Raw genomic sequence first — 18,509 nt, forward strand, 5'->3', positions numbered from 1 at the left:
GACGACCACCACCACGCCGGCGACGACGAGCGCCGCGCGGGGCGAGAGCGTGAACCGGGACATGGCCGGAACGCTACGGAGCCCGGTCAGACGACCGGGCCCCGACGAGCGACACCGTGGACGAACGACGTGGCCCGGCGCATGTGGAGGAGTGGACTACCCCTTGATGGCGATGTTCACGAGCTTCGGCGCCCGCACGATGACCTTCACGACCTCCCGGTCGCCGATGTACCGCTGCACGGACTTCGACGCGCGCGCGAGCCGCTCGAGCTCGTCGGCCTCGATCGACTTCGACACCTCGAACGAGTCACGCACCTTGCCGTTGACCTGGACCACCGCGGTCAGGGTCTCCTGCACGAGCAGCGTCGGGTCGGCCTTGCGCCACCCGTACGTGGCGACCGAGGCGTCGTAGCCCAGCGTCTGCCACATCTCCTCGCCGGTGTACGGCGCGAAGACGCTCAGCCCGAGCGCCACGGTCTCCACGGCCTCGCGGACGGCGGGGTCGCCGGCACCGGGGCCGCTGTCGATCGCCTTGCGCGTGACGTTCACCAGGTCCATCAGCCGTGCGATCACGACGTTGAACTTGAACGACTCCATCAGCCCGGGGGCGTCGGAGAGGAACCGGTGGGTGACCTGGCGGACGGCCCGGTCCCCCTCGGCCCACACGGCGTCGGGCGTCGAGGTGACGTCGGTCGCAAGGCGGTAGGCGCGTGCCAGGAACCGGGCCGAGGCGGCCGGGGAGACGTCCTCCCAGTTGATGTCGTCCTCCGGAGGACCGGCGAAGCCCATCACCAGGCGGATGGCGTCGACACCGTGCGCGTCGAGCTCGTCGCCGAGGGAGACGCCGCCCTTCGACTTCGACATCTTCGAGCCGCCGGAGAGCACCATGCCCTGGTTGAGCAGCGCGGAGAACGGCTCGGTGAAGTCGAGGTAGCCGAGGTCGAACAGCACCTTCGTGACGAAGCGCGCGTACAGCAGGTGCAGGATCGCGTGCTCGACGCCGCCGATGTACTGGTCGACGGGTGCCCACTTGTTCACGAGCGCCGGGTCGAAGGCCTGGGTGTCGTCGTTCGCGGACAGGAAGCGCAGGAAGTACCACGACGAGTCGACGAACGTGTCCATCGTGTCGGCGTCGCGCTTGGCGGGGGTGCCGTCGACCGGGTTCGGCACGTTCACCCAGTCCGTCGCACCGCCGAGGGGCGACGTGCCCTTCGGCTTCAGGTCGAGGCCCTCGGTGGGGGGCAGCACGACGGGCAGCTGGTCCTCAGCCACCGGGTACTCGGTGCCGTCCTCGCCGTGGATGATCGGGATCGGGGTGCCCCAGAAGCGCTGGCGCGAGATCAGCCAGTCGCGCAGACGGTACGTCTTCGCCGCTCGACCCGTCCCGCGCTCGTCGAGGAGCGTGATCGCCGCGGTGATCGCGTGCTGCTTGCTCATGCCGTCGAGCGGTCCGGAGTTGATCATCCGACCGGTGCCGGTGAGTGCCTGGCCCGTGCTGACCGGGTCGAGCGAGGGGATGTCGAAGTCGTCGAGCGTCGCGCCCTCGGGGATCACCGGGATGGCGCCCGTGACGGCGGCGTTCGTGTCGACGACGACCTTCACGGGCAGGTCGAACGTCCGCGCGAAGTCGAGGTCGCGCTGGTCGTGCGCGGGAACGGCCATGACCGCGCCGTGGCCGTAGTCGGCGAGGACGTAGTCGGCGGCCCAGATCGGCAGGCGCTCCCCCGTCAGCGGGTGGATCGCGAACCGGTCGAGCGGCACGCCGGTCTTCGGGCGGTCGGCGTTCTGCCGGTCGATCTCCGACGTCTTCTGCGTCGCCACCAGGTAGTCGTCGAAGGCCTGCCGGACCGACGGGGAACCAGGAGCGACCAGCTCAGCGGCCAGGTCCGAGTCCGGCGCCACGACGAGGAACGTCACGCCGTGGATGGTGTCCGGTCGGGTGGTGAAGACGGTCACGGGCTCGTCGCGGCCCTCGATCACGAAGTCGACGTCGGCCCCGACCGAGCGGCCGATCCAGTTGCGCTGCATCGCGATGACCTTGGCGGGCCAGCGGCCCTCGAGCTGGTTCAGGTCGTCGAGCAGCCGGTCGGCGTACTCGGTGATCCCGAAGTACCACTGCGTCAGCTTCTTCTTGACGACGACGGCGCCGGAGCGGTCCGAGGTGCCGTCGGGCAGGACCTGCTCGTTCGCCAGCACGGTCTGGTCCACCGGGTCCCAGTTGACCCAGCTGTCCTTGCGGTAGGCCAGGCCCTTCTCGTACATCTTCAGGAACAGCCACTGGTTCCACTTGTAGTACTCGGGGTCCGAGGTGTGGATCTCCGTCGACCAGTCGAACGACGGCGCGTAGCGCTTGAACGACGCCTTCTGCTGCGCGATGTTCGCGTAGGTCCAGTCCTTCGGGTCGACGCCGCGCTTGATCGCCGCGTTCTCCGCGGGCAGGCCGAACGAGTCCCACCCGATCGGGTGCAGGACGTTGAAGCCCTGCTGCCGCCAGTAGCGCGCCACGAAGTCACCGAGCGCCCAGTTCTCCGCGTGGCCCATGTGCAGGTCGCCCGACGGGTACGGGAACATCTCGAGGATGTACTTCCGCGGACGACGGTCGTCGGGGTCGGCGGTGAAGAGGCCGAGCTCTTCCCAGCGCCCCTGCCACTTGTCCTGGATGCGACGGAAGTCGTAGGCGTTCGGGTCCTCGACGTGCTGCTCGTTGGTCACGGAACTCTCAATCGGTCTGGAGGCGCGGTGCAGGTCGCGCGGACGTGCGCCGGTCCCCAAGATTACAAGGCCGGTGCGACGGTGCGGGACACCGGGGCGTTCAGGCCGCGACGCGGCCGTCCCGCATCCGGATGGTCCTGGTCACCAGGGCGGCCGGCACCGGCACGTGCGACACGACGAGGACGGTCCGGCCCGCTGCCTGCGCCGTGGCGACGAGGTCACGGAGCAGTGCGTCGCCGAGGTCGGGGTCGATGTCGGCGGTGGGTTCGTCGAGGACCAGCACCGGGAACGCGTGCAGCAGCGCCCGGGCCAGCGCGAGCCGGTGCGCCTGCCCGCCGGACAGCAGTCCACCGCGCTCCCCCACGCCGGCGTCGAGCCCGCCCCGCCGCTCGACCCAGTCGCCGAGGCCGACGCGTGCCAGGACCGCGAGCAGTTCGTCGTCGGTGGCGGACTCCTTCGCGAAGAGCAGGTTCTGCCGCACCGACTGGTCGAACACGAACGGGTCCTGCTCGATCAGGCCGACGCGGGCGCGGACGGCGTCGGGGTGCATCGTGCGGGCCTCGACGCCGTCGAGCGTGTACGACCCGTCGTGGTCGACGAACCGGACCAGGGCGTCCACGAGGGTCGACTTCCCCGCGCCGCTCGGCCCCTCGAGGACGACGACCTCGCCCGGCTCCAGGGTGAACGAGACCCCGTCGACCGCGGCGACCTCGGACCCGGGCCAGCGCACGGTCAGGTCGCGCACCGCGAGGCTGACCGGACCCTCGACGACCAGGTCCTCGGGTGCTGCCTCGGCGTCGGGCTCCGGCACGACCCCGGTGGGCATGGTCGCCGGGACGACGTGCTCCACCCGGTCGGCGGCTGCCCGGACCCGCCGCAACGTGAGCACCGCGAGCGGGACGGTGCCGACGACCTCGAACAGGGCGAGCGGCACGAAGACCGCCAGCGCCCACAGTGGTCCGCTGAGCGCGCCGGACACGACCGCCGGCGCCCCGACGGCGAGGACCCCGACGACGGCACCGCCACCGATGAGCCCGACGAGCGCCCCGACGAGGGCCTCGACGCTGGCACGACGTCGGACGGCACGGGTCACCCCGGCATCGAGGGCGTCGATGTGCGCGAGCCGCTCGTCGAGCGTGCCGTACGCGGCGAAGACGTCGAGCGTCCGCACGGTGTCGAGCACCAGGTCGGCGACTCGGCCCCGGTCTGCCGCGGTCTCGGCGTCGCTCCGCCGGGCGATGGACGCCGTCACGACGGACCCGAGCGCCGCGGCGACCACGAGCGCGACGAACAGGACGAGCGCCGCCGTCACCGACACCAGGCCGACCGCGACGACCGACAGCACCGCCGTGACGCCCGCGGAGACGAGCGGCCCGACGACCCGGATCGGCAGGTCCTGCAGCCGGTCCGTGTCGGTCACGAGCCGTGTCAGCAGGTCACCGCGCCCGGTGGAGCCGAGGCCAGCAGGAGCGATCGACGCCAGTCGCCGGTACGTCTCGGTGCGGACGACCGCCAGCTGCCGGAACGACGCGTCGTGCCCCGCGAGCCGGTCCACGTACCGCAGCGCCGCCCGGCCGAGTGCGAACGCGCGCACCCCGACCATCACGAGCGTCAGGTACAGGATCGGCGGGTGTTCGGCCGCACGGGTGATGAGGTAGCCGCTCGCGGCGAGCAGGGCCACCGCGCAGAGCGCACTCAGGGCGCCGGCGGCGACGGCTCGTCCCCACACCGGACCACGGGGCATGGCGAGACGGAGGACGGAGCCGCTACGGGCCTCCCGGCTGGTGACCCGGCTCATGCGCGCACTCCCTGCACCGGTGCGGGGCTGCCGACGTCGATGCGGACGTCGGCCGCCGCGATGACGGCTGGACGGTGGCTGGCGACCACGACGACGGCACCGTCGTCGGCGAGTCGTCGGACGGTCCGGAGGACGTGGGCCTCGGCCTCGGCGTCCAGCGCGGACGTCGGTTCGTCCAGCAGCACCAGTCGGGTGCCGGAGCGGTCGTGCCGGTACAGTGCCCGCGCGAAGGCGACCCGCTGGGCCTGGCCGCCGGAGAGACCGGCTCCGCCGGATCCGACCTGGAGGCCCGGGTCGACTCCCAGCCCCGCCGCACCGAGCGCGCGTGCCACGGTCTCGGGCTCGGGGGTCGCGCTGAGCGCGACGTTCTCGGCGACCGTCCCGCGGACGAGCCGGGGGCGCTGGTCCGCCCAGCTGATGCGGTCGTCCCGGGTGGTGCCGGCAGTGCCGGGCACGACGACCGTGCCGTCGTGGGGCAGGACGCCGCGGATCGCCGCGATGAGGCTCGACTTGCCGGAGCCGCTCGGTCCGGCGAGGACGACGACGGTGCCGTGGGGCGCGTGCAGGTCGACGGGGCCGACGACGACGTCGGGGCGCCGCACGGTGAGCCCGTCGAGCACCAGGGCGTCGGCGGCCGAGCGGTCGTCGTCGTGGGCGCCGTGGTGCTGGTGGTGCTCGGTCTGTCCGCCGTGCTCATCGTGCGTGTCGTGGTCGTCGTGCTCGTGGCGCGCGTCGTCGAGGACGTCGAGGACGGCGGTGGAGGCCTCGACGCCGTCCTGGGCGGCGTGGAAGTCGGCGCCGACCTGGCGGATCGGCGCGAAGGCCTCCGGCGCCAGGACCAGCACGAACATCGCGGCGCCGAGGCCGAGCGAGCCGTCCACCAGCCGGATGCCGATCGTCACCGCGACCAGGGCGACGGACAGGCTGGCGGCGAGCTCGAGCGCGAAGCCGCTGACGAACGAGAGCCGCAGGACGCCGAGGGTGCCGCGGCGGTGCTCGTCCGTGACCGTCGCGATGCGGCCGACCTGCCGCCGGGCACGACCGAACACCTTGAGGGTCGCCAGGCCCTCGACGGCCTCGGTGAACGCCCCGCCGAGCCGGGCGAGCGCGTCGGACTGGCGGCGCTGCAAGCTCTGCGTGGCCAGGCCGATGAGGATCATGAACACCGGGACCACCGGCAGGGCGCAGAGGACGATCAGCCCGCTCGTCAGGTCGCCGAGCCCGATCGCCACGAGCAGCACGGGCGTGGCGACCGCGGTCAGGGCGAGCTGGGGCAGGTACCGCCCGAAGTAGGCGTCGAGCGCGTCGAGCCCGGGGCCGAGCGTCGTCGCGAACCCGGCGCTCGAGCGCTCCGCGAGCCAGGCGGGACCCCGTTCGGCCGCGCGGGCCAGGACGATCCGGCGCAGTTCGCGCTTCACCGTCGCGGCCGCCCGACCCGCCAGGTCGTCGGTCGCCCAGGCGGCGACGGCGCGGAGTGCGACGGCTCCGCCGAGCAGCCAGAGCGTCGGGACGAACGCCCCGGGGACCACGCCGCCGTGGTGCACGGCGTCGACCACCTCGGTGACCGCCGCCGCGATCCCCCACGCGATGGCGATGGTGGCCACGGTGCGGAGCAGACCGGTGGCGGCGGCGGCCGCGATGAAGCCGCGCGCTGAGCGCGACAGGCGGAGCAGGCGCGGGTCGAGCGGCTTCATCGCGGGCCTGCCTAGTGCGCCGCGGCGGTGACGTGCGCCCGGGAGACGCGCTTGCGGAAGACCCAGTAGGTCCACGCCTGGTACGCGAACACGAGCGGCACGAAGACCAGCGCCACCCAGCTCATCACCGTCAGCGTGTAGGTGCCGGACGAGGCGTTGGTCACCGTCAGGCTGTTCGCCGGGTCGACCGAGTCGGGCATTACGTCCGGGAAGATCGCGGTGAACATCGCCAGCACCACCGCGGCGATCGTCACGGCCATCAGCGTGAACGCCCGGCCCTCGCGGCCCCAGGCGTTGCAGAGGACCGCCAGCACGAGGGCCAGCGCGGCGACGACGGAGCACACGAGCGACGCCGGGGTCGCCCGCACGAACGCCATCGCCACGAGGAACAGGGCGGCGACGACGATCGTCAGGATGCCGGCGCGGGTCGCCAGGCGCTTGGCCCGCTCGCGGATGTCGCCCTCGGTCTTCAGCGCGATGAACACGACGCCGTGCGTGAAGAACACGAGCAGCGTCGCCGCACCGGTCAGCAGCGCGAAGGGGTTGAGCAGGTCGAAGAGCGTGCCGGTGTAGTTGTGGCCGCTGTCCATCGGGATGCCACGGACGACGTTGCCGAACGCGACGCCCCAGAGGAAGGACGGGACGGCGCTGCCGACGATGATCATCAGGTCGAAGCGGCGCTTCCACGAGCGCTGCTTGTCCTGGTGCCGGTACTCGAACGAGACGCCGCGGAGGATGAGCGCCGCCAGGATGAGCAGCAGCGCCAGGTAGAAGCCGGAGAACATGGTGGCGTACCACTCCGGGAAGGCTGCGAAGAGACAGGCGCCGGCGACGATGACCCAGGTCTCGTTGCGGTCCCAGACCGGGCCGATCGTGTTGATCATGACGCGACGGTCGGTGTCGTCCTTCCCGAGGAACGGGAGCGCCATGCCGACGCCGAAGTCGAAGCCGTCGAGCACGAAGTAGCCGACGAAGAAGAGTCCGACGATCGCGAACCAGAGAACGGGCAGGTCCATCTCAGTACACCGTCACTTCGTGCTTGACCTCGCCGGTCGTCTCGTCGACCTCGGCCGGGGCGGCCGGGCCCTCCTGGGCGACCTTCTTGATGAGCCGGAACTCGACCACCGCGAGGGACCCGTAGATGAGCGTGAACACGACCAGCGAGACGAGGACCTCGAGCCCGGTCACGTTCGGCGAGACGCCGTCGCTCGTCCGGAGGAGCCCGAACACGAGCCAGGGCTGGCGGCCCATCTCCGTGAAGACCCAGCCCATGATCATCGCGGCCATCGGCAGCGGCACGGCCCAGGTGGCGATCCGCCAGACCCACCGCTGCTGGGGGAAGCGGCCCTTGCGGGTCAGCCACAGCCCGGCCAGGGAGACCATGACCGCGCCGACACCAAGGGCGATCATCCAGCGGAACGACCAGTACGTGACCCAGATGACCGGCTTGTAGTTGCCCGGGCCGTACACCTGCGTGTACTGGGCCTGCAGGTCGTTGATGCCCTCGACGGTGCCGTTGAAGGTGTGCGTGGAGAGGAACGAGAGCAGGTAGGGCACGCGGATCGAGAAGAGCTCGTGCACGCCGTCCGGCGTGCCCAGCGTGAACACCGAGAACGAGGCGTCCTTGCCGGTCGCCGTGTTGTACAGCGCCTCGGCCGCGGCCATCTTCATCGGCTGGGTGTCGACCATCGTCAGGCCGAGCTGGTCGCCGGTGAGGACCGTGAGCGCCCCGGCCGCGACCATCGTCCACAGACCGAACTTCAGCGCCGGCATCATCGTCTCGAGGTTCTGGTTGCGGGCCAGGTGCCAGCTCGCCACCGCGATGACCACGCCGGCGGCGACCATGAAGCAGGCGAACAGCGTGTGCGGGAAGGCGGCGAGGGCCACCTTGTTCGTCAGCACGGCCCAGATGTCGGTGAGCTCCGCGCGGCCCTTCGCCTGGTTGATGACGTAGCCGACCGGGTGCTGCATGAACGCGTTCGCCGCGATGATGAAGTACGCGGACATGATCGTGCCGGCGCTGACGCACCACATGCTCGCGAGGTGCAGGCCCTTCGGCAGCCGGTCCCACCCGAAGATCCAGACGCCGATGAAGGCCGCCTCGAAGAAGAAGGCCAGGATGCCCTCGAGTGCGAGCGGAGCGCCGAAGACGTCCCCGACGAAGCGGGAGTAGTTCGACCAGTTCATGCCGAACTGGAACTCCTGCACGATGCCCGTGACGACCCCCATCGCGAAGTTGATGAGGAACACGCGACCGAAGAACCGGGTGAGCTGCAGGTAGTGCGCCCGGCCGGTCCGGTACCACGCGGTCTGGAACGTCGCGACGACGACGGCCATGCCGATCGTCAGCGGGACGAACAGGAAGTGGTAGATCGTCGTGAGGCCGAACTGCCACCGCGACAGGATCAGGGGATCGAGGATGTCGTTCATGCGGCGGTACCGGTCGGGAACGCCGCGCGCTGTTGAGGCACGTCAGTTGCTTCCTGTGGAGGGGGGTACTTCTGGTGTCTGTCACGCCCTCGGGACACCTCCACGCTAGCGCTCCTGACGCCCCTTCGACAAGTTGTAGAACCCTCGCGTGCACGAACGTGCATCGCCCCTGATCGGCACAACCGTGCCGAACGGATGTGCTCCAGGAACGACGACAGGCGCCGGGCTGATGCCCGACGCCTGTCGTCTGGAGGAGGGGGAACCGCTGGTTACAGCAGGCCCTTGTCCGTCAGGAACTCCTTGGCGATGGTCGACGCCTTCTCCTTGTCGGCCGTGCTCTTGGCGTTCAGCGAGATGAGCTCGTCCGTCGTCAGGACCTTGCTCACCTTGTCGATGTCGGCAGCGGCCTTGTCGCTCACCTTGCTCGACACGACCGGCGTGACGTTCTGCGGCAGGATGAGGTTCTTCGGGTCCTTCAGCGAGACGAAGTCGTTCGCCTTGATGCTCGGGTCCGCGCTGTAGATGTCGGCGAGCTGGACGGTGTCGTCCTTGAGCGCCTTCACCGTCAGGGCCCCGCCGGAGTCCTCGATCGCCTTGAAGTCGACGTCGACGCCGTACTGGGACTTCAGACCCTCGGGTCCGTAGGGGCGGGTCTGGAACTCGGAGTTCGCGCCGACGGTGAGCGAGTCCTTGACCTTGGACAGGTCGGACAGGCTCGTGACGCCGTACTTCTCCGAGAACGCCTTGGTGACCGTGTAGCTGTCCTGGTCGGTGGCCTCGGCCGAGTCGAGGGCGCGGAGGCCCTTCGGCAGCGACTCCTTGAGCCCGGACGCAATCTCCGACGCGGTCTTCGCGGTCGACTTCTTGTCGTAGTACTGCAGCAGGTTGCCGCTGTACTCCGGCATGACGTCGATGGCGCCCTTCTGCAGCTGCGGGAGGTACACCTCGCGTTGGCCGATGTTGAAGTTGCGCTTGACGTCGAAGCCGTCCTTCTCGAGGACCTGGGCGTACAGCTCGGCGATGATCTCGTTCGAGTAGTACTGCTGCGAGCCGATGACGATGGTCTTCGAGTCGGACGAGGCGCTCGAACCGCTGTCGAGCGGGTTGCTGGACGCGCAGCCGGCGAGGGCGGCGACGACGCCGACCGCCAGCGCGGCAGCGACGCCGACGCGGATCTTGGGTGCTGTGATCACGAGGGATTTCCTTCCGGGATGGGATTGCGGGCTCGCTCGCGCGATCCCTTGCGTCGCCCGGCTTCGCGGCCGGAGACGCCCGCGGGCACCACCACCCGTTGCAGCAGGGAGAAGACGATCTCGAACGCGATCGCGAGGGCGATCACGAGGATGGAGGCGCCGAGCATCATGGCGTAGTCCTGGGTCTTGAGCCCGAGGAACACGTACCCGCCGAGCCCGCCGGAACCGACGTAGGCGGCGAGCGTCGCGGTGGCCACGACCTGGAGCACGGCGGCACGGATGCCACCGATGAGCAGCGGCAGTCCGAGGGGGATCTCGACCCTGGTCAGGATCTGCCACCCGGTCATGCCCTGCGCGCGGGCGGCGTCGACCGTGACGGGGTCGACCGACTCGATGCCGGCGTAGGCACCGGCGAGCACCGAGGGGATCGCCAGGACGACGAGCGCCAGGAGCGGCGCCTGCAGGTTCACGCCGAGCAACAGCCCGAACAGGGTCAGCACGCCGAGGGTCGGCAGGGCGCGGATGCCGCCGGACAGCGCGATCGCGAGACCACGGGCGCGACCGGTGTGGCCGATCAGGTAGCCGAGCGGCACCGCGATGACCGAGGCGATGAGCACCGCGAGCAGCGAGATCCACACGTGCTCCCACAGCCGCGCGGGGATGGGGTTGAAGCCGGTGTAGTTGGCGGGGTCGAACACCCAACCGAAGGCCTGTCCGATGATCACGAGGTCACCTCCGCTGCCTGGAGCACGCGACGGGCCTGACGCCGGGACACGGAGGACTTCCGGGTCCACGGCATGACCAGGCGGCCGAGCAGCACGAGCAGGCCGTCGACCGCGAAGGCCAGCACGAGCACCATCACGATGCCCGCGACGATCTCCTCGGTGATGCCGCGGCCGATGCCGTCGGTGAAGAGGGAGCCGAGGCTGGTGATCCCGAGGACCGCACCCACCGTGGTGAGCGAGATCGTGGAGACCGCCACGACCCGGAGGCCGGCGAGGAGCACCGGTCCGGCCAGGGGCAGGTCGACGCGGAAGAACCGCTGCACGCCGGAGTACCCCATCGCGGTGGCGGCGCCGGTCGTCGCGGCGTCGACGGACTCGAGCCCGTCCACGGTCGACCGGACCATGAGCGCCAGACCGTACAGCGTCAGGCCGATGACGACGTTCGCCGGGTCCTGCAGGCCGGTGCCGATGATGCTGGGCAGGGCGATGAACAGCGGCAGCGACGGGATCGCGTAGAGGAGACCGGCGAAGGTCACGATGCCGCCGCCGACGCCGCGGGTGACCTGCCCGCCACCGGGACGCCGGAGACGCACGACGAGCCAGCCGATCGGGATCGACAGCACGAAGCTGATGATGATGGGCGGCAGGGCGATCGCCAGGTGCGCCACGGTGTCGTCCCCGATCGTGTCGAGGTTCGACAGCACCCAGTTCACCTCGGACCCCCACCCTGCGCCGGAGCACCCGCAGCGTCGTGGGACGCTCCGGCCTCGTCGGTCGCGGGCAGGGTGGACGGCACGGCAGCGGCGGCGTCGACCACCGCCGTGGGACCGGTCAGGACTCCGGCGGCACGGCCGTCGCCGTCGACGACGATCGGGCCGGTCGGCGTCTGCTCGATGCGGAGTGCGCGTCGGCCACGGCCGGCCCCGATGAAGTTGGCGACGAAGTCGTCGGCCGGCTCGGAGAGGATCTCGGCGGGGGTGCCCATCTGGGCGATCTCCCCGCCCTTCTTGAGGATGACGACCTGGTCGCCGAGCTTGAAGGCCTCGTCGATGTCGTGCGTGACGAAGACGACGGTCTTGCCGAGCTCGCGCTGCAGTCGGATGAGCTCGTCCTGCAGGTCGCTGCGGACGAGCGGGTCCACTGCGCCGAACGGCTCGTCCATGAGCAGGATGTTCGGGTCGACGGCGAGACCACGCGCGACACCGACGCGCTGCTGCTGTCCGCCCGAGAGCTGCGAGGGGTACCGGTCGGCGAACGCACGGTCCAGTCCGACGGTGTCCATCAGCTCGAGCGCGCGCTTGCGGGCGTCCTGCTTGGACACGCCGGTCAGGAGCGGCACCGTGGCGATGTTGTCCGCGACCTTGCGGTGTGGCAGCAGTCCGGCGTTCTGCATCACGTAGCCGATGCTGCGGCGGAGCTTGACCGGGTCGACGCCGGCGACGTCGTCGCCGTCGATCGACACCGAGCCCGACGAGGGGTCGACCATGCGGTTGATCATGCGGAGCAACGTCGTCTTGCCACAGCCGCTGGACCCGACGAAGACCGTCGTGGTGCGGGAGGGGATGACGAGGTCGAACCGCTCGACGGCGTTGGTGCCGTCCGGGTACGTCTTGCGCACCGAGCGGAATTCGATCATGGGGTGGGTGCCCTTCTGGTAGGAGGTAGCCCGACTCCGAGGAGAGTACCCGCCAGGACCGACACTGGCCGCGTCCGGTGACGAACCGTGACCGGAATTCCTGTCCTGCGCCCCGATCTGGGGGCGACCGCAGTGCCCCGGAGGCCGCAGGAACGACGCCACCCGCGCCTCCTGGCAGGAGACGCGGGTGGCGGGTGGTCCGGTTGACGCACGGCGTGTCGGACGGGCGGGTCGACGGTCAGGAGGCCGCGATCACCGACTCCATGTAGCCGCGGGTCATCGTGCGGTAGGCCTCGATCAGGGCCTGGTCCGGGTGGTCGCGGTCCCGGTGGGCGCGTGCCAGGACGGCGTGGCCGGACTCGGCCAGGACGACCCAGGCGCGGTCGACCGCCTCGTTCTCCGGCACGCCGAAGCGCTCGCGCATGATGCCGCCGACCGCGCCGCCGAGGGCGGCCATGCGGTCCTCGTCGTCGCCGACGCCGGACTCGGTGGCGTCACCGAAGCGGATCGCGCGGAAGCCGGGCTCCGTGCGGTACATCTCCGACGTCATCGCGATGAAGGCGTCGCAGGCCGCCTGCCACGTGGTGGCGCCGGAGGTCTCGAGGGCTTCGAGGAACTTCTCCGCGAGCCGCTGGGTGCAGCGGATCGCGAGGGCCTCGACGACCGCGATGCGGTCCGGGAAGTAGCGGTAGACGGTGCCGATCGACGCCCCTGCTCGTTCGGCGACCATGGCGGTCGTGAGCCGTTCGAACCCGATCTCGTCGATGACCGCAGCGGCGGCGTCGAGGAGTCCGGCGAGGCGTGCCGAACTGCGGGCTTGGACCGGCTCGTTCCTGAGCAGTGATGATCCCCCCGGCAGTGCGTTCGTGACCTCGGTGACGAGCACGTGTTCTCCTTCTCGCGGTGACCGCGGGCTGATTGTCTGTCGGGGGCAACTCTCGCAGAGACCGGCTGGAACATCCCTGCGATTCCCGGGGTGTCGAACTCCGTCCGACGACAACCGGACAGTGGCGCATGGGATGATGGCCCGATGCCCGACCCGAGGTCCCATGAGCTGTCGCTCCCCGAGCCGATCCTCCACCGGGCCGCTCGCATCGAGGACGCCGTCCAGGAGTTCCGCGAACAGCGTGCCAGACGCCACGGTCTCGTCCCGACCGTCATCCCGTACACCGGGTACGGCGCACCCGGGTGGATCCGGGTCCTCTGCCGCGTGCTGCTGACCCGCCGAGGGCTGGCCTCGGACGCCTCCTTCACCGGGGTCCGAGGCTGGAAGACCTTCACGAGCGTCGCGGTCGACCACGCCGAGGTCACCGTGACCGCCGGTGGTTCGACCCACACGGTGCAGTCCGACCGCGGCGGCGTCGTCGACACGATCGTGCCGATCGACCTCGAACCCGGCTGGCACACGATCCGCCTGTCGGCCGGTGGGCAGCGGGAGGCCGAGGCCGCCGTCTTCGTCGTGCACCCGGACACGCGCTTCGGCCTGCTCTCCGACATCGACGACACCGTCATGGTCACCTCGCTCCCCCGCCCGATGCTCGCTGCGTGGAACTCCTTCGTCGTGACCGAGCACGCACGACGCCCCGTCCCCGGGATGAGCGTCCTGTACGAACGTGTCCTCGCCCAGCACGCCGGCTCCCCCTCGGTGTACCTGTCGACCGGCGCCTGGAACGTCGCGCCCACGCTGCAGCGCTTCCTGACCAGGAACATGTACCCGTCCGGCACGCTGCTGCTCACCGACTGGGGCCCCACGCACGACCGCTTCTTCCGGAGCGGGCAGCTGCACAAGCACGACAACCTGCGGCGCCTGGCGCGTGACTTCCCCGACGTCCGGTGGCTGCTCGTCGGGGACGACGGCCAGCACGACGAGGCGCTGTACGGCGACTTCGCCCGCGAACACCCGGAGAACGTGGCCGGTGTCGCGATCCGGCAGCTCTCCACGAGCGAGGCCGTCCTCGCCGGTGGCCGTTCCCGCGCGCAGGAACGCTCCCGCGACTCGGCAGCCCCGTGGGTGTACGCCCCCGACGGCGCCGGACTCTGGGCGGAGCTCGCGCGGGTCGGGCTCGTCGAGCTCGACCGAGCTGATCAGGCCGGCCCCGCCGAGTCCGACTGAGCCGATCCTCAGCGCCCGTGCACGCAGACGGGTCGACGCCCGGTGCCAGGTGGTTCGATCGGGGCATGACACAGCGCATCGAGGACCACGCGATGATCGGGGACTGCTACACGGCCGCCCTGGTCGACCGAGCCGGGACCATCGACTGGATGTGTCTGCCGCGCTTCGACAGCTCGTCGACGTTCGCGGCCCTGCTCGGTGACGAGCACGACGGCCACTGGTCGCTGCACCCGACCGACCCCGACGCCACCGCCGAGCGGCGCTACGAGGAGGACACCCTCGTCCTCACCACGATCTGGACCACCGCCTCCGGCATCGTCGAGGTCACCGACTTCATGCCGATCGACGCGCACCGCGCCGCGGTCGTCCGCCGGGTCCGGGGCCTGCAGGGGTCGGTCGAGATGCGGCAGACGCTGCGCATCCGCTTCGACTACGCCTCCGCGCTCCCCTGGGTGCGGCAGATCGGGGACGACGACGACCCCGCCCTCGTCGCCACCGCGGGACCGGGATCGGTCATCGTCCGGGGCGTCCGGTTCCGTGCCGACGACCACCGGCACGTCGCGACGACGACCATCCACGACGGCGACGTGCTCGACACCGAGCTCACCTGGTACCCGTCGCACCGGGAACCGCCCGAGCCCCTCGACGTGACGCCCGCCCTCGCAGCCACCGCAGCCTGGTGGCGCGCGTGGGCCGGCAAGACCCGCGTCGAGGGTCGCTACGCCGACGCGACCCGCCGTTCTCTGCTGCTCCTCCGCGCGATGACCCACGCCGAGACCGGTGGGGTCGTCGCGGCCGTGACCACGAGCCTCCCGGAGGACCCGGGCGGAGAACGCAACTGGGACTACCGCTACGTGTGGCTCCGTGACGCCTCGCTCGCCCTGGCGTCCCTCATCGCCCACGGGTACCGCGACGAGGCCACCCACTGGCGCGGCTGGCTGCTCCGGGCCATCGCGGGCGACCCCGCCGACGTGCAGATCATGTACGGCATCGCCGGTGAACGCGAACTCGCCGAGCGGGAGCTCCCCCACCTCGCCGGGTACGCGCACTCCACCCCCGTGCGGATCGGCAACGGCGCGTCCACGCAGTACCAGGGCGACGTCTTCGGCGAGGTCCTCGCCGCGTTGCACGACGCCCGGGAACTCGGTGTCGAGGAGAACGCGGACTCGTGGGCACTCCAGCGCGCACTGCTCGGCTTCGTCGAACAGCACTGGCAGGAGCCCGACAACGGCATCTGGGAGATGCGCGGGCCCCGGCGCTCGTTCACGCACTCCCGCGCGATGATCTGGGCGGCGTTCGACCGCGGGGTCGCCGCCGTGGAGGAGTTCGGGCTCGAGGGTCCCGTCGAACGCTGGCGCGAACTCCGCACCGCCGTCCGTGCCGAGATCGACGAGCACGGCTGGAACGCCGAGCGTGGCGCGTTCCGGCAGCACTACGACACCGACGAGGTCGACGCCAGCCTGCTCGTGCTGCCGCAGATCGGGTACTGCAAGGCGACCGACCCGCGGATGCTCGGCACCGTCGCCGCGATCGAGGAGGACCTCCGCGTGGGCACCGACGGCCTCGTGCTGCGCTACCGCACGTCGGCCGGGTTCGACGGCCTCAGCGGCAGCGAGCACCCGTTCCTCGCCTGCTCGTTCTGGCTCGTGGAGCAGTACGCAGCGTCCGGCCGGATCGAGGACGCCGAACGCCTGATGGACGTGCTCGTCGGGTACGCCAACGACGTCGGGATGCTGTCCGAGGAGATCGACGTCGCCACCGGGCACCACATCGGCAACACGCCGCAGGCACTGAGTCACCTGACGCTCGTGTCGGCCGCCGACGCCATCCAGCGGGCACGGGGTGCCGTCTCCGGGCACCGCACGCGGCTCCCCCAGCACGACGGCGGCACGCGCGCGGCCACCGGCGTGGGCGGCCTCGCCGGGTTCGCCGGCACGCCCGCCTGAGGCGGGGCGGGTCCCGCGCGCGGGACCCGCCCCGCGCGTGGCGGGTCGTTCCGCGCGTAGCGGGTCGTCCCCCGCGTGGCGGGTCATCTCGCGCGTGGCGAGTCGTCCCCCGCGTGGCGGGTCGTCCCGCGCGTGGCGGGTCGTTCGTTCCCACCTCCCACGCGCGATCCCGCTCACCACTCCGCGTGCGATGGGAAGGAACGTCGCCCTCGGAGACGCGGGCACAGACAGACGGGAGGCCCGGTGCCAGCTGGCACCGGGCCTCCCGTCTGTGCGGTGTGCCCGTTCAGGGCACGGGGTGACTCAGGAGGACGACTCCCAGTCCGCGGGGCCGCGCGAACCGGCGCGGTACTCCTCGAGCGGGACGTCGTTCGCCTTCCAGGCGGCGACGACCGGCTCCACGATCTCCCAGCAGCGCTCGGCCACGTCACCGCGGATGGAGAGCAGCGGGTCGTCGTGGAAGATGCCGTTGAGGACCTCGCCGTACGGGGTGAGCTCGCCGTCGCTGAAGGACGAGGACAGCGTGATCTGCCCCATCTCGAACGGGTTGCCGCCACCGTTGGCCGACACGGTCAGCTCGATCTCGTCCGGGTTCAGCACGATGCGGAGCGTGTCCGTCTTCGGGCGACCGCTCAGGCCGGAGGGCAGACGCGGGACCGGCTTGAAGGTGATGAGGACTTCCTTGCGGCTGTTGCCGAGGGCCTTGCCGGAGCGCAGCGTGAACGGGACGCCCTTCCAGCGGGCGGTGTCCACCTCGACGGAGATCTCCGCGAGGGTCTCGGTCTGACGCGAGGGGTCGACGCCGTCCTCCTCCTGGTACGAGGGGAGGTCCTTGCCGTCGATCGTGCCGGCCGTGTACACCGCGCGGCGCGAGGCGATCTTCGCGTCGTCGCCCTTCAGCTGGGTCGACCGGAGCGCACGGGCGAGGGACGAACGGAACTCGACCGAGTCGATCTCCGCGGGGGCGTCCATCGTCACGATGCCGAGGATCTGCAGCAGGTGCGACTGGATCATGTCGACCATCGCGCCGGCCTCGTCGTAGTACTGGGCGCGGTTCTCGAGACCGAGGGTCTCGTCGTAGAAGATGTCGACCTTCTCGATGTTCTCCGCGTTCCAGATGGGCTCGAACAGGCGGTTCGCGAAGCGCAGACCGATGATGTTGAGCACCGTGGTGCGGCCGAGGAAGTGATCGGTGCGGTGCACGCGGTCCTCGGGGACGAGCTTCAGCACGGTCTCGTTGAGGGCCTTGGCGCTCGCGACGTCGGTGCCGAAGGGCTTCTCGAACGCGAGGGTGGTGCCCTCCGGGAGCTCGACGTGCTCGAGCGCCTCGCAGATGTCGGAGGCGATCTGCGGCGGGAGCGCGAAGTAGAGGATCGGCTCGTGCTCGGCAGCCGCGAGGAGTGCCTCGAGGTGCTTGGGGTCGGTCGGGTCGCCCTGGATGAAGGTCGTCGACTCGATGGTCGCGTCGACCTCAGGGCCCTTGACGTCCTGCGAGGCGAAGGACGTCGTGACGATGTCCTTCCACTTCTCGGGGCTGCGCTCACTGCGGCCCGTCCCGATCAGCTGCACGGGGACGGAACGGCCGCTCTGCAGGAACGTGCCGAGACCCGGCAGGAGCAGGCGGGAGGCGAGGTCGCCCGTCGCGCCGAAGATGATGAGAGTGCGCTTGTCGGTCACCGGGGGTGACTCCTTTCGCGAGGTGGATGGGTCCGCGTGGCTCAAGCCGTCGTTGGACCGGTTGATTCCCCAGGCTGGAACGCTGTCACGATCCACAGCCGGGAAGGTCGTCCGGACGCAGTTCGGGCGGCACCAGGTGGTGCCGCCCGAAGCGCGTCAGGTGCGGGTCAGTGCCCGAAGTTGCCGCGGTAGTACTCGAAGACCCAGCCGACGAGCGTGATCGTCACGAACGCGACGCCGATCGGGACGATCCAGAGGCCGGCTGCGACACCGAGGAAGATGATCGAGACCGAGGCCGCCAGGAGGATGGGCCACCACGACCACGGGCTGAAGTGCCCGAGCTCGGCGTCGCCGTCCTCGATGTTGGCGTCCTGACGGTCCTCGGGCAGGTCCCCGCCCTGGGCCGACAGCACGCGCTGCAGGTAGAAGGCGATGAACGCCGACATGACCCCGACGAGGCCGATGCCCATCGTGCCGACCGGCTCCCACCCGCCGTGGTTGATGCGGAACCAGATCGTGTACGCGGCGTCCGCGAGGATGAAGAACCCGAAGAGGATCCAGAACAGGTTGACGTTGGCGCGCATC

Annotated in this window: 14 protein-coding genes; 2 read left to right on the forward strand and 12 right to left on the reverse strand. The window is 70.6% G+C overall.

Annotation, left to right across the window (positions count from 1 at the left end):
- Positions 1–156 precede the first annotated feature (156 nt).
- From leuS to OXR63_RS04365, 10 genes are all read right to left on the reverse strand, one after another.
- Complete coding sequence (gene leuS / locus OXR63_RS04320; RefSeq protein WP_267420321.1) at positions 157–2,712, reverse strand: leucine--tRNA ligase; 2,556 nt, start codon at positions 2,710–2,712, stop codon at positions 157–159.
- A gap of 100 nt (positions 2,713–2,812) precedes the next feature.
- Complete coding sequence (gene cydC, locus OXR63_RS04325; RefSeq protein ID WP_267420322.1) at positions 2,813–4,510, reverse strand: thiol reductant ABC exporter subunit CydC; 1,698 nt, start codon at positions 4,508–4,510, stop codon at positions 2,813–2,815.
- A complete protein-coding gene (gene cydD, locus OXR63_RS04330) occupies positions 4,507–6,204 on the reverse strand; it encodes a thiol reductant ABC exporter subunit CydD (protein WP_267420323.1) in 1,698 nt (565 codons plus the stop codon). The genes cydC and cydD overlap by 4 nt, the downstream gene beginning before the upstream one ends.
- An 11-nt stretch (positions 6,205–6,215) precedes the next feature.
- The gene (gene cydB, locus OXR63_RS04335) at positions 6,216–7,220 is read right to left on the reverse strand and encodes a cytochrome d ubiquinol oxidase subunit II (RefSeq protein WP_267420324.1); all 1,005 of its coding nucleotides are present in this window, start codon (positions 7,218–7,220) and stop codon (positions 6,216–6,218) included.
- A 1-nt stretch (position 7,221) separates the two neighbouring features.
- Positions 7,222–8,634, reverse strand: a complete 1,413-nt coding sequence (locus tag OXR63_RS04340; protein WP_267420326.1) for a cytochrome ubiquinol oxidase subunit I — start codon at positions 8,632–8,634, stop codon at positions 7,222–7,224.
- Between the two features lie 269 nt (positions 8,635–8,903).
- The gene (locus OXR63_RS04345) at positions 8,904–9,827 is read right to left on the reverse strand and encodes an ABC transporter substrate-binding protein (RefSeq protein ID WP_267420327.1); all 924 of its coding nucleotides are present in this window, start codon (positions 9,825–9,827) and stop codon (positions 8,904–8,906) included.
- A complete protein-coding gene (locus tag OXR63_RS04350) occupies positions 9,824–10,552 on the reverse strand; it encodes an ABC transporter permease (RefSeq protein WP_267420328.1) in 729 nt (242 codons plus the stop codon). The genes OXR63_RS04345 and OXR63_RS04350 overlap by 4 nt, the downstream gene beginning before the upstream one ends.
- Positions 10,549–11,265 (reverse strand): ABC transporter permease, encoded by a 717-nt coding sequence (locus OXR63_RS04355; protein WP_267420329.1) that lies wholly within the window; start codon positions 11,263–11,265, stop codon positions 10,549–10,551. The genes OXR63_RS04350 and OXR63_RS04355 overlap by 4 nt, the downstream gene beginning before the upstream one ends.
- Positions 11,262–12,188 (reverse strand): ABC transporter ATP-binding protein, encoded by a 927-nt coding sequence (locus OXR63_RS04360; protein ID WP_267420330.1) that lies wholly within the window; start codon positions 12,186–12,188, stop codon positions 11,262–11,264. Before OXR63_RS04360 ends, OXR63_RS04355 begins: the two co-directional genes overlap by 4 nt.
- Positions 12,189–12,426: 238 nt before the next feature.
- A complete protein-coding gene (locus OXR63_RS04365; protein ID WP_267420331.1) occupies positions 12,427–13,074 on the reverse strand; it encodes a TetR/AcrR family transcriptional regulator in 648 nt (215 codons plus the stop codon).
- A gap of 144 nt (positions 13,075–13,218) precedes the next feature.
- On the opposite strand from OXR63_RS04365, the gene OXR63_RS04370 reads away from it, so the two are divergent.
- Together OXR63_RS04370 and OXR63_RS04375 are read left to right on the forward strand one after the other, a co-directional pair.
- The gene (locus tag OXR63_RS04370; protein ID WP_267420332.1) at positions 13,219–14,301 is read left to right on the forward strand and encodes an App1 family protein; all 1,083 of its coding nucleotides are present in this window, start codon (positions 13,219–13,221) and stop codon (positions 14,299–14,301) included.
- A gap of 17 nt (positions 14,302–14,318) precedes the next feature.
- On the forward strand, positions 14,319–16,247 hold the full coding sequence (locus OXR63_RS04375) for a glycoside hydrolase family 15 protein (protein WP_267420334.1): 1,929 nt from the start codon (positions 14,319–14,321) through the stop codon (positions 16,245–16,247).
- Positions 16,248–16,550: 303 nt separating this feature from the next.
- Here OXR63_RS04375 and OXR63_RS04380 read toward each other — a convergent pair whose 3' ends face one another.
- Both OXR63_RS04380 and OXR63_RS04385 read right to left on the reverse strand, forming a co-directional pair.
- Positions 16,551–17,924, reverse strand: a complete 1,374-nt coding sequence (locus OXR63_RS04380) for a glucose-6-phosphate dehydrogenase (RefSeq protein ID WP_267420336.1) — start codon at positions 17,922–17,924, stop codon at positions 16,551–16,553.
- 167 nt (positions 17,925–18,091) lie between these two features.
- Positions 18,092–18,508, reverse strand: a complete 417-nt coding sequence (locus OXR63_RS04385) for a cytochrome c oxidase subunit 4 (RefSeq protein WP_267420338.1) — start codon at positions 18,506–18,508, stop codon at positions 18,092–18,094.
- Between the last annotated feature and the right edge of the window lies 1 nt (position 18,509).

The sequence above is a fragment of the Curtobacterium sp. GC_Cur_3 genome (genome assembly GCF_026544205.1).
Classification (GTDB): Bacteria; Actinomycetota; Actinomycetes; order Actinomycetales; family Microbacteriaceae; genus Curtobacterium.

Bases quoted from the DNA above. Each gene is read 5' to 3' on its own strand.
- cydC (WP_267420322.1), bottom strand. From the start codon at position 4,510: ATGAGCCGGGTCACCAGCCGGGAGGCCCGTAGCGGCTCCGTCCTCCGT.
- cydD (WP_267420323.1), bottom strand. From the start codon at position 6,204: ATGAAGCCGCTCGACCCGCGCCTGCTCCGCCTGTCGCGCTCAGCGCGC.
- cydB (WP_267420324.1), bottom strand. From the start codon at position 7,220: ATGGACCTGCCCGTTCTCTGGTTCGCGATCGTCGGACTCTTCTTCGTC.
- OXR63_RS04340 (WP_267420326.1), bottom strand. From the start codon at position 8,634: ATGAACGACATCCTCGATCCCCTGATCCTGTCGCGGTGGCAGTTCGGC.
- OXR63_RS04360 (WP_267420330.1), bottom strand. From the start codon at position 12,188: ATGATCGAATTCCGCTCGGTGCGCAAGACGTACCCGGACGGCACCAAC.
- OXR63_RS04370 (WP_267420332.1), top strand. From the start codon at position 13,219: ATGCCCGACCCGAGGTCCCATGAGCTGTCGCTCCCCGAGCCGATCCTC.
- OXR63_RS04385 (WP_267420338.1), bottom strand. From the start codon at position 18,508: ATGCGCGCCAACGTCAACCTGTTCTGGATCCTCTTCGGGTTCTTCATC.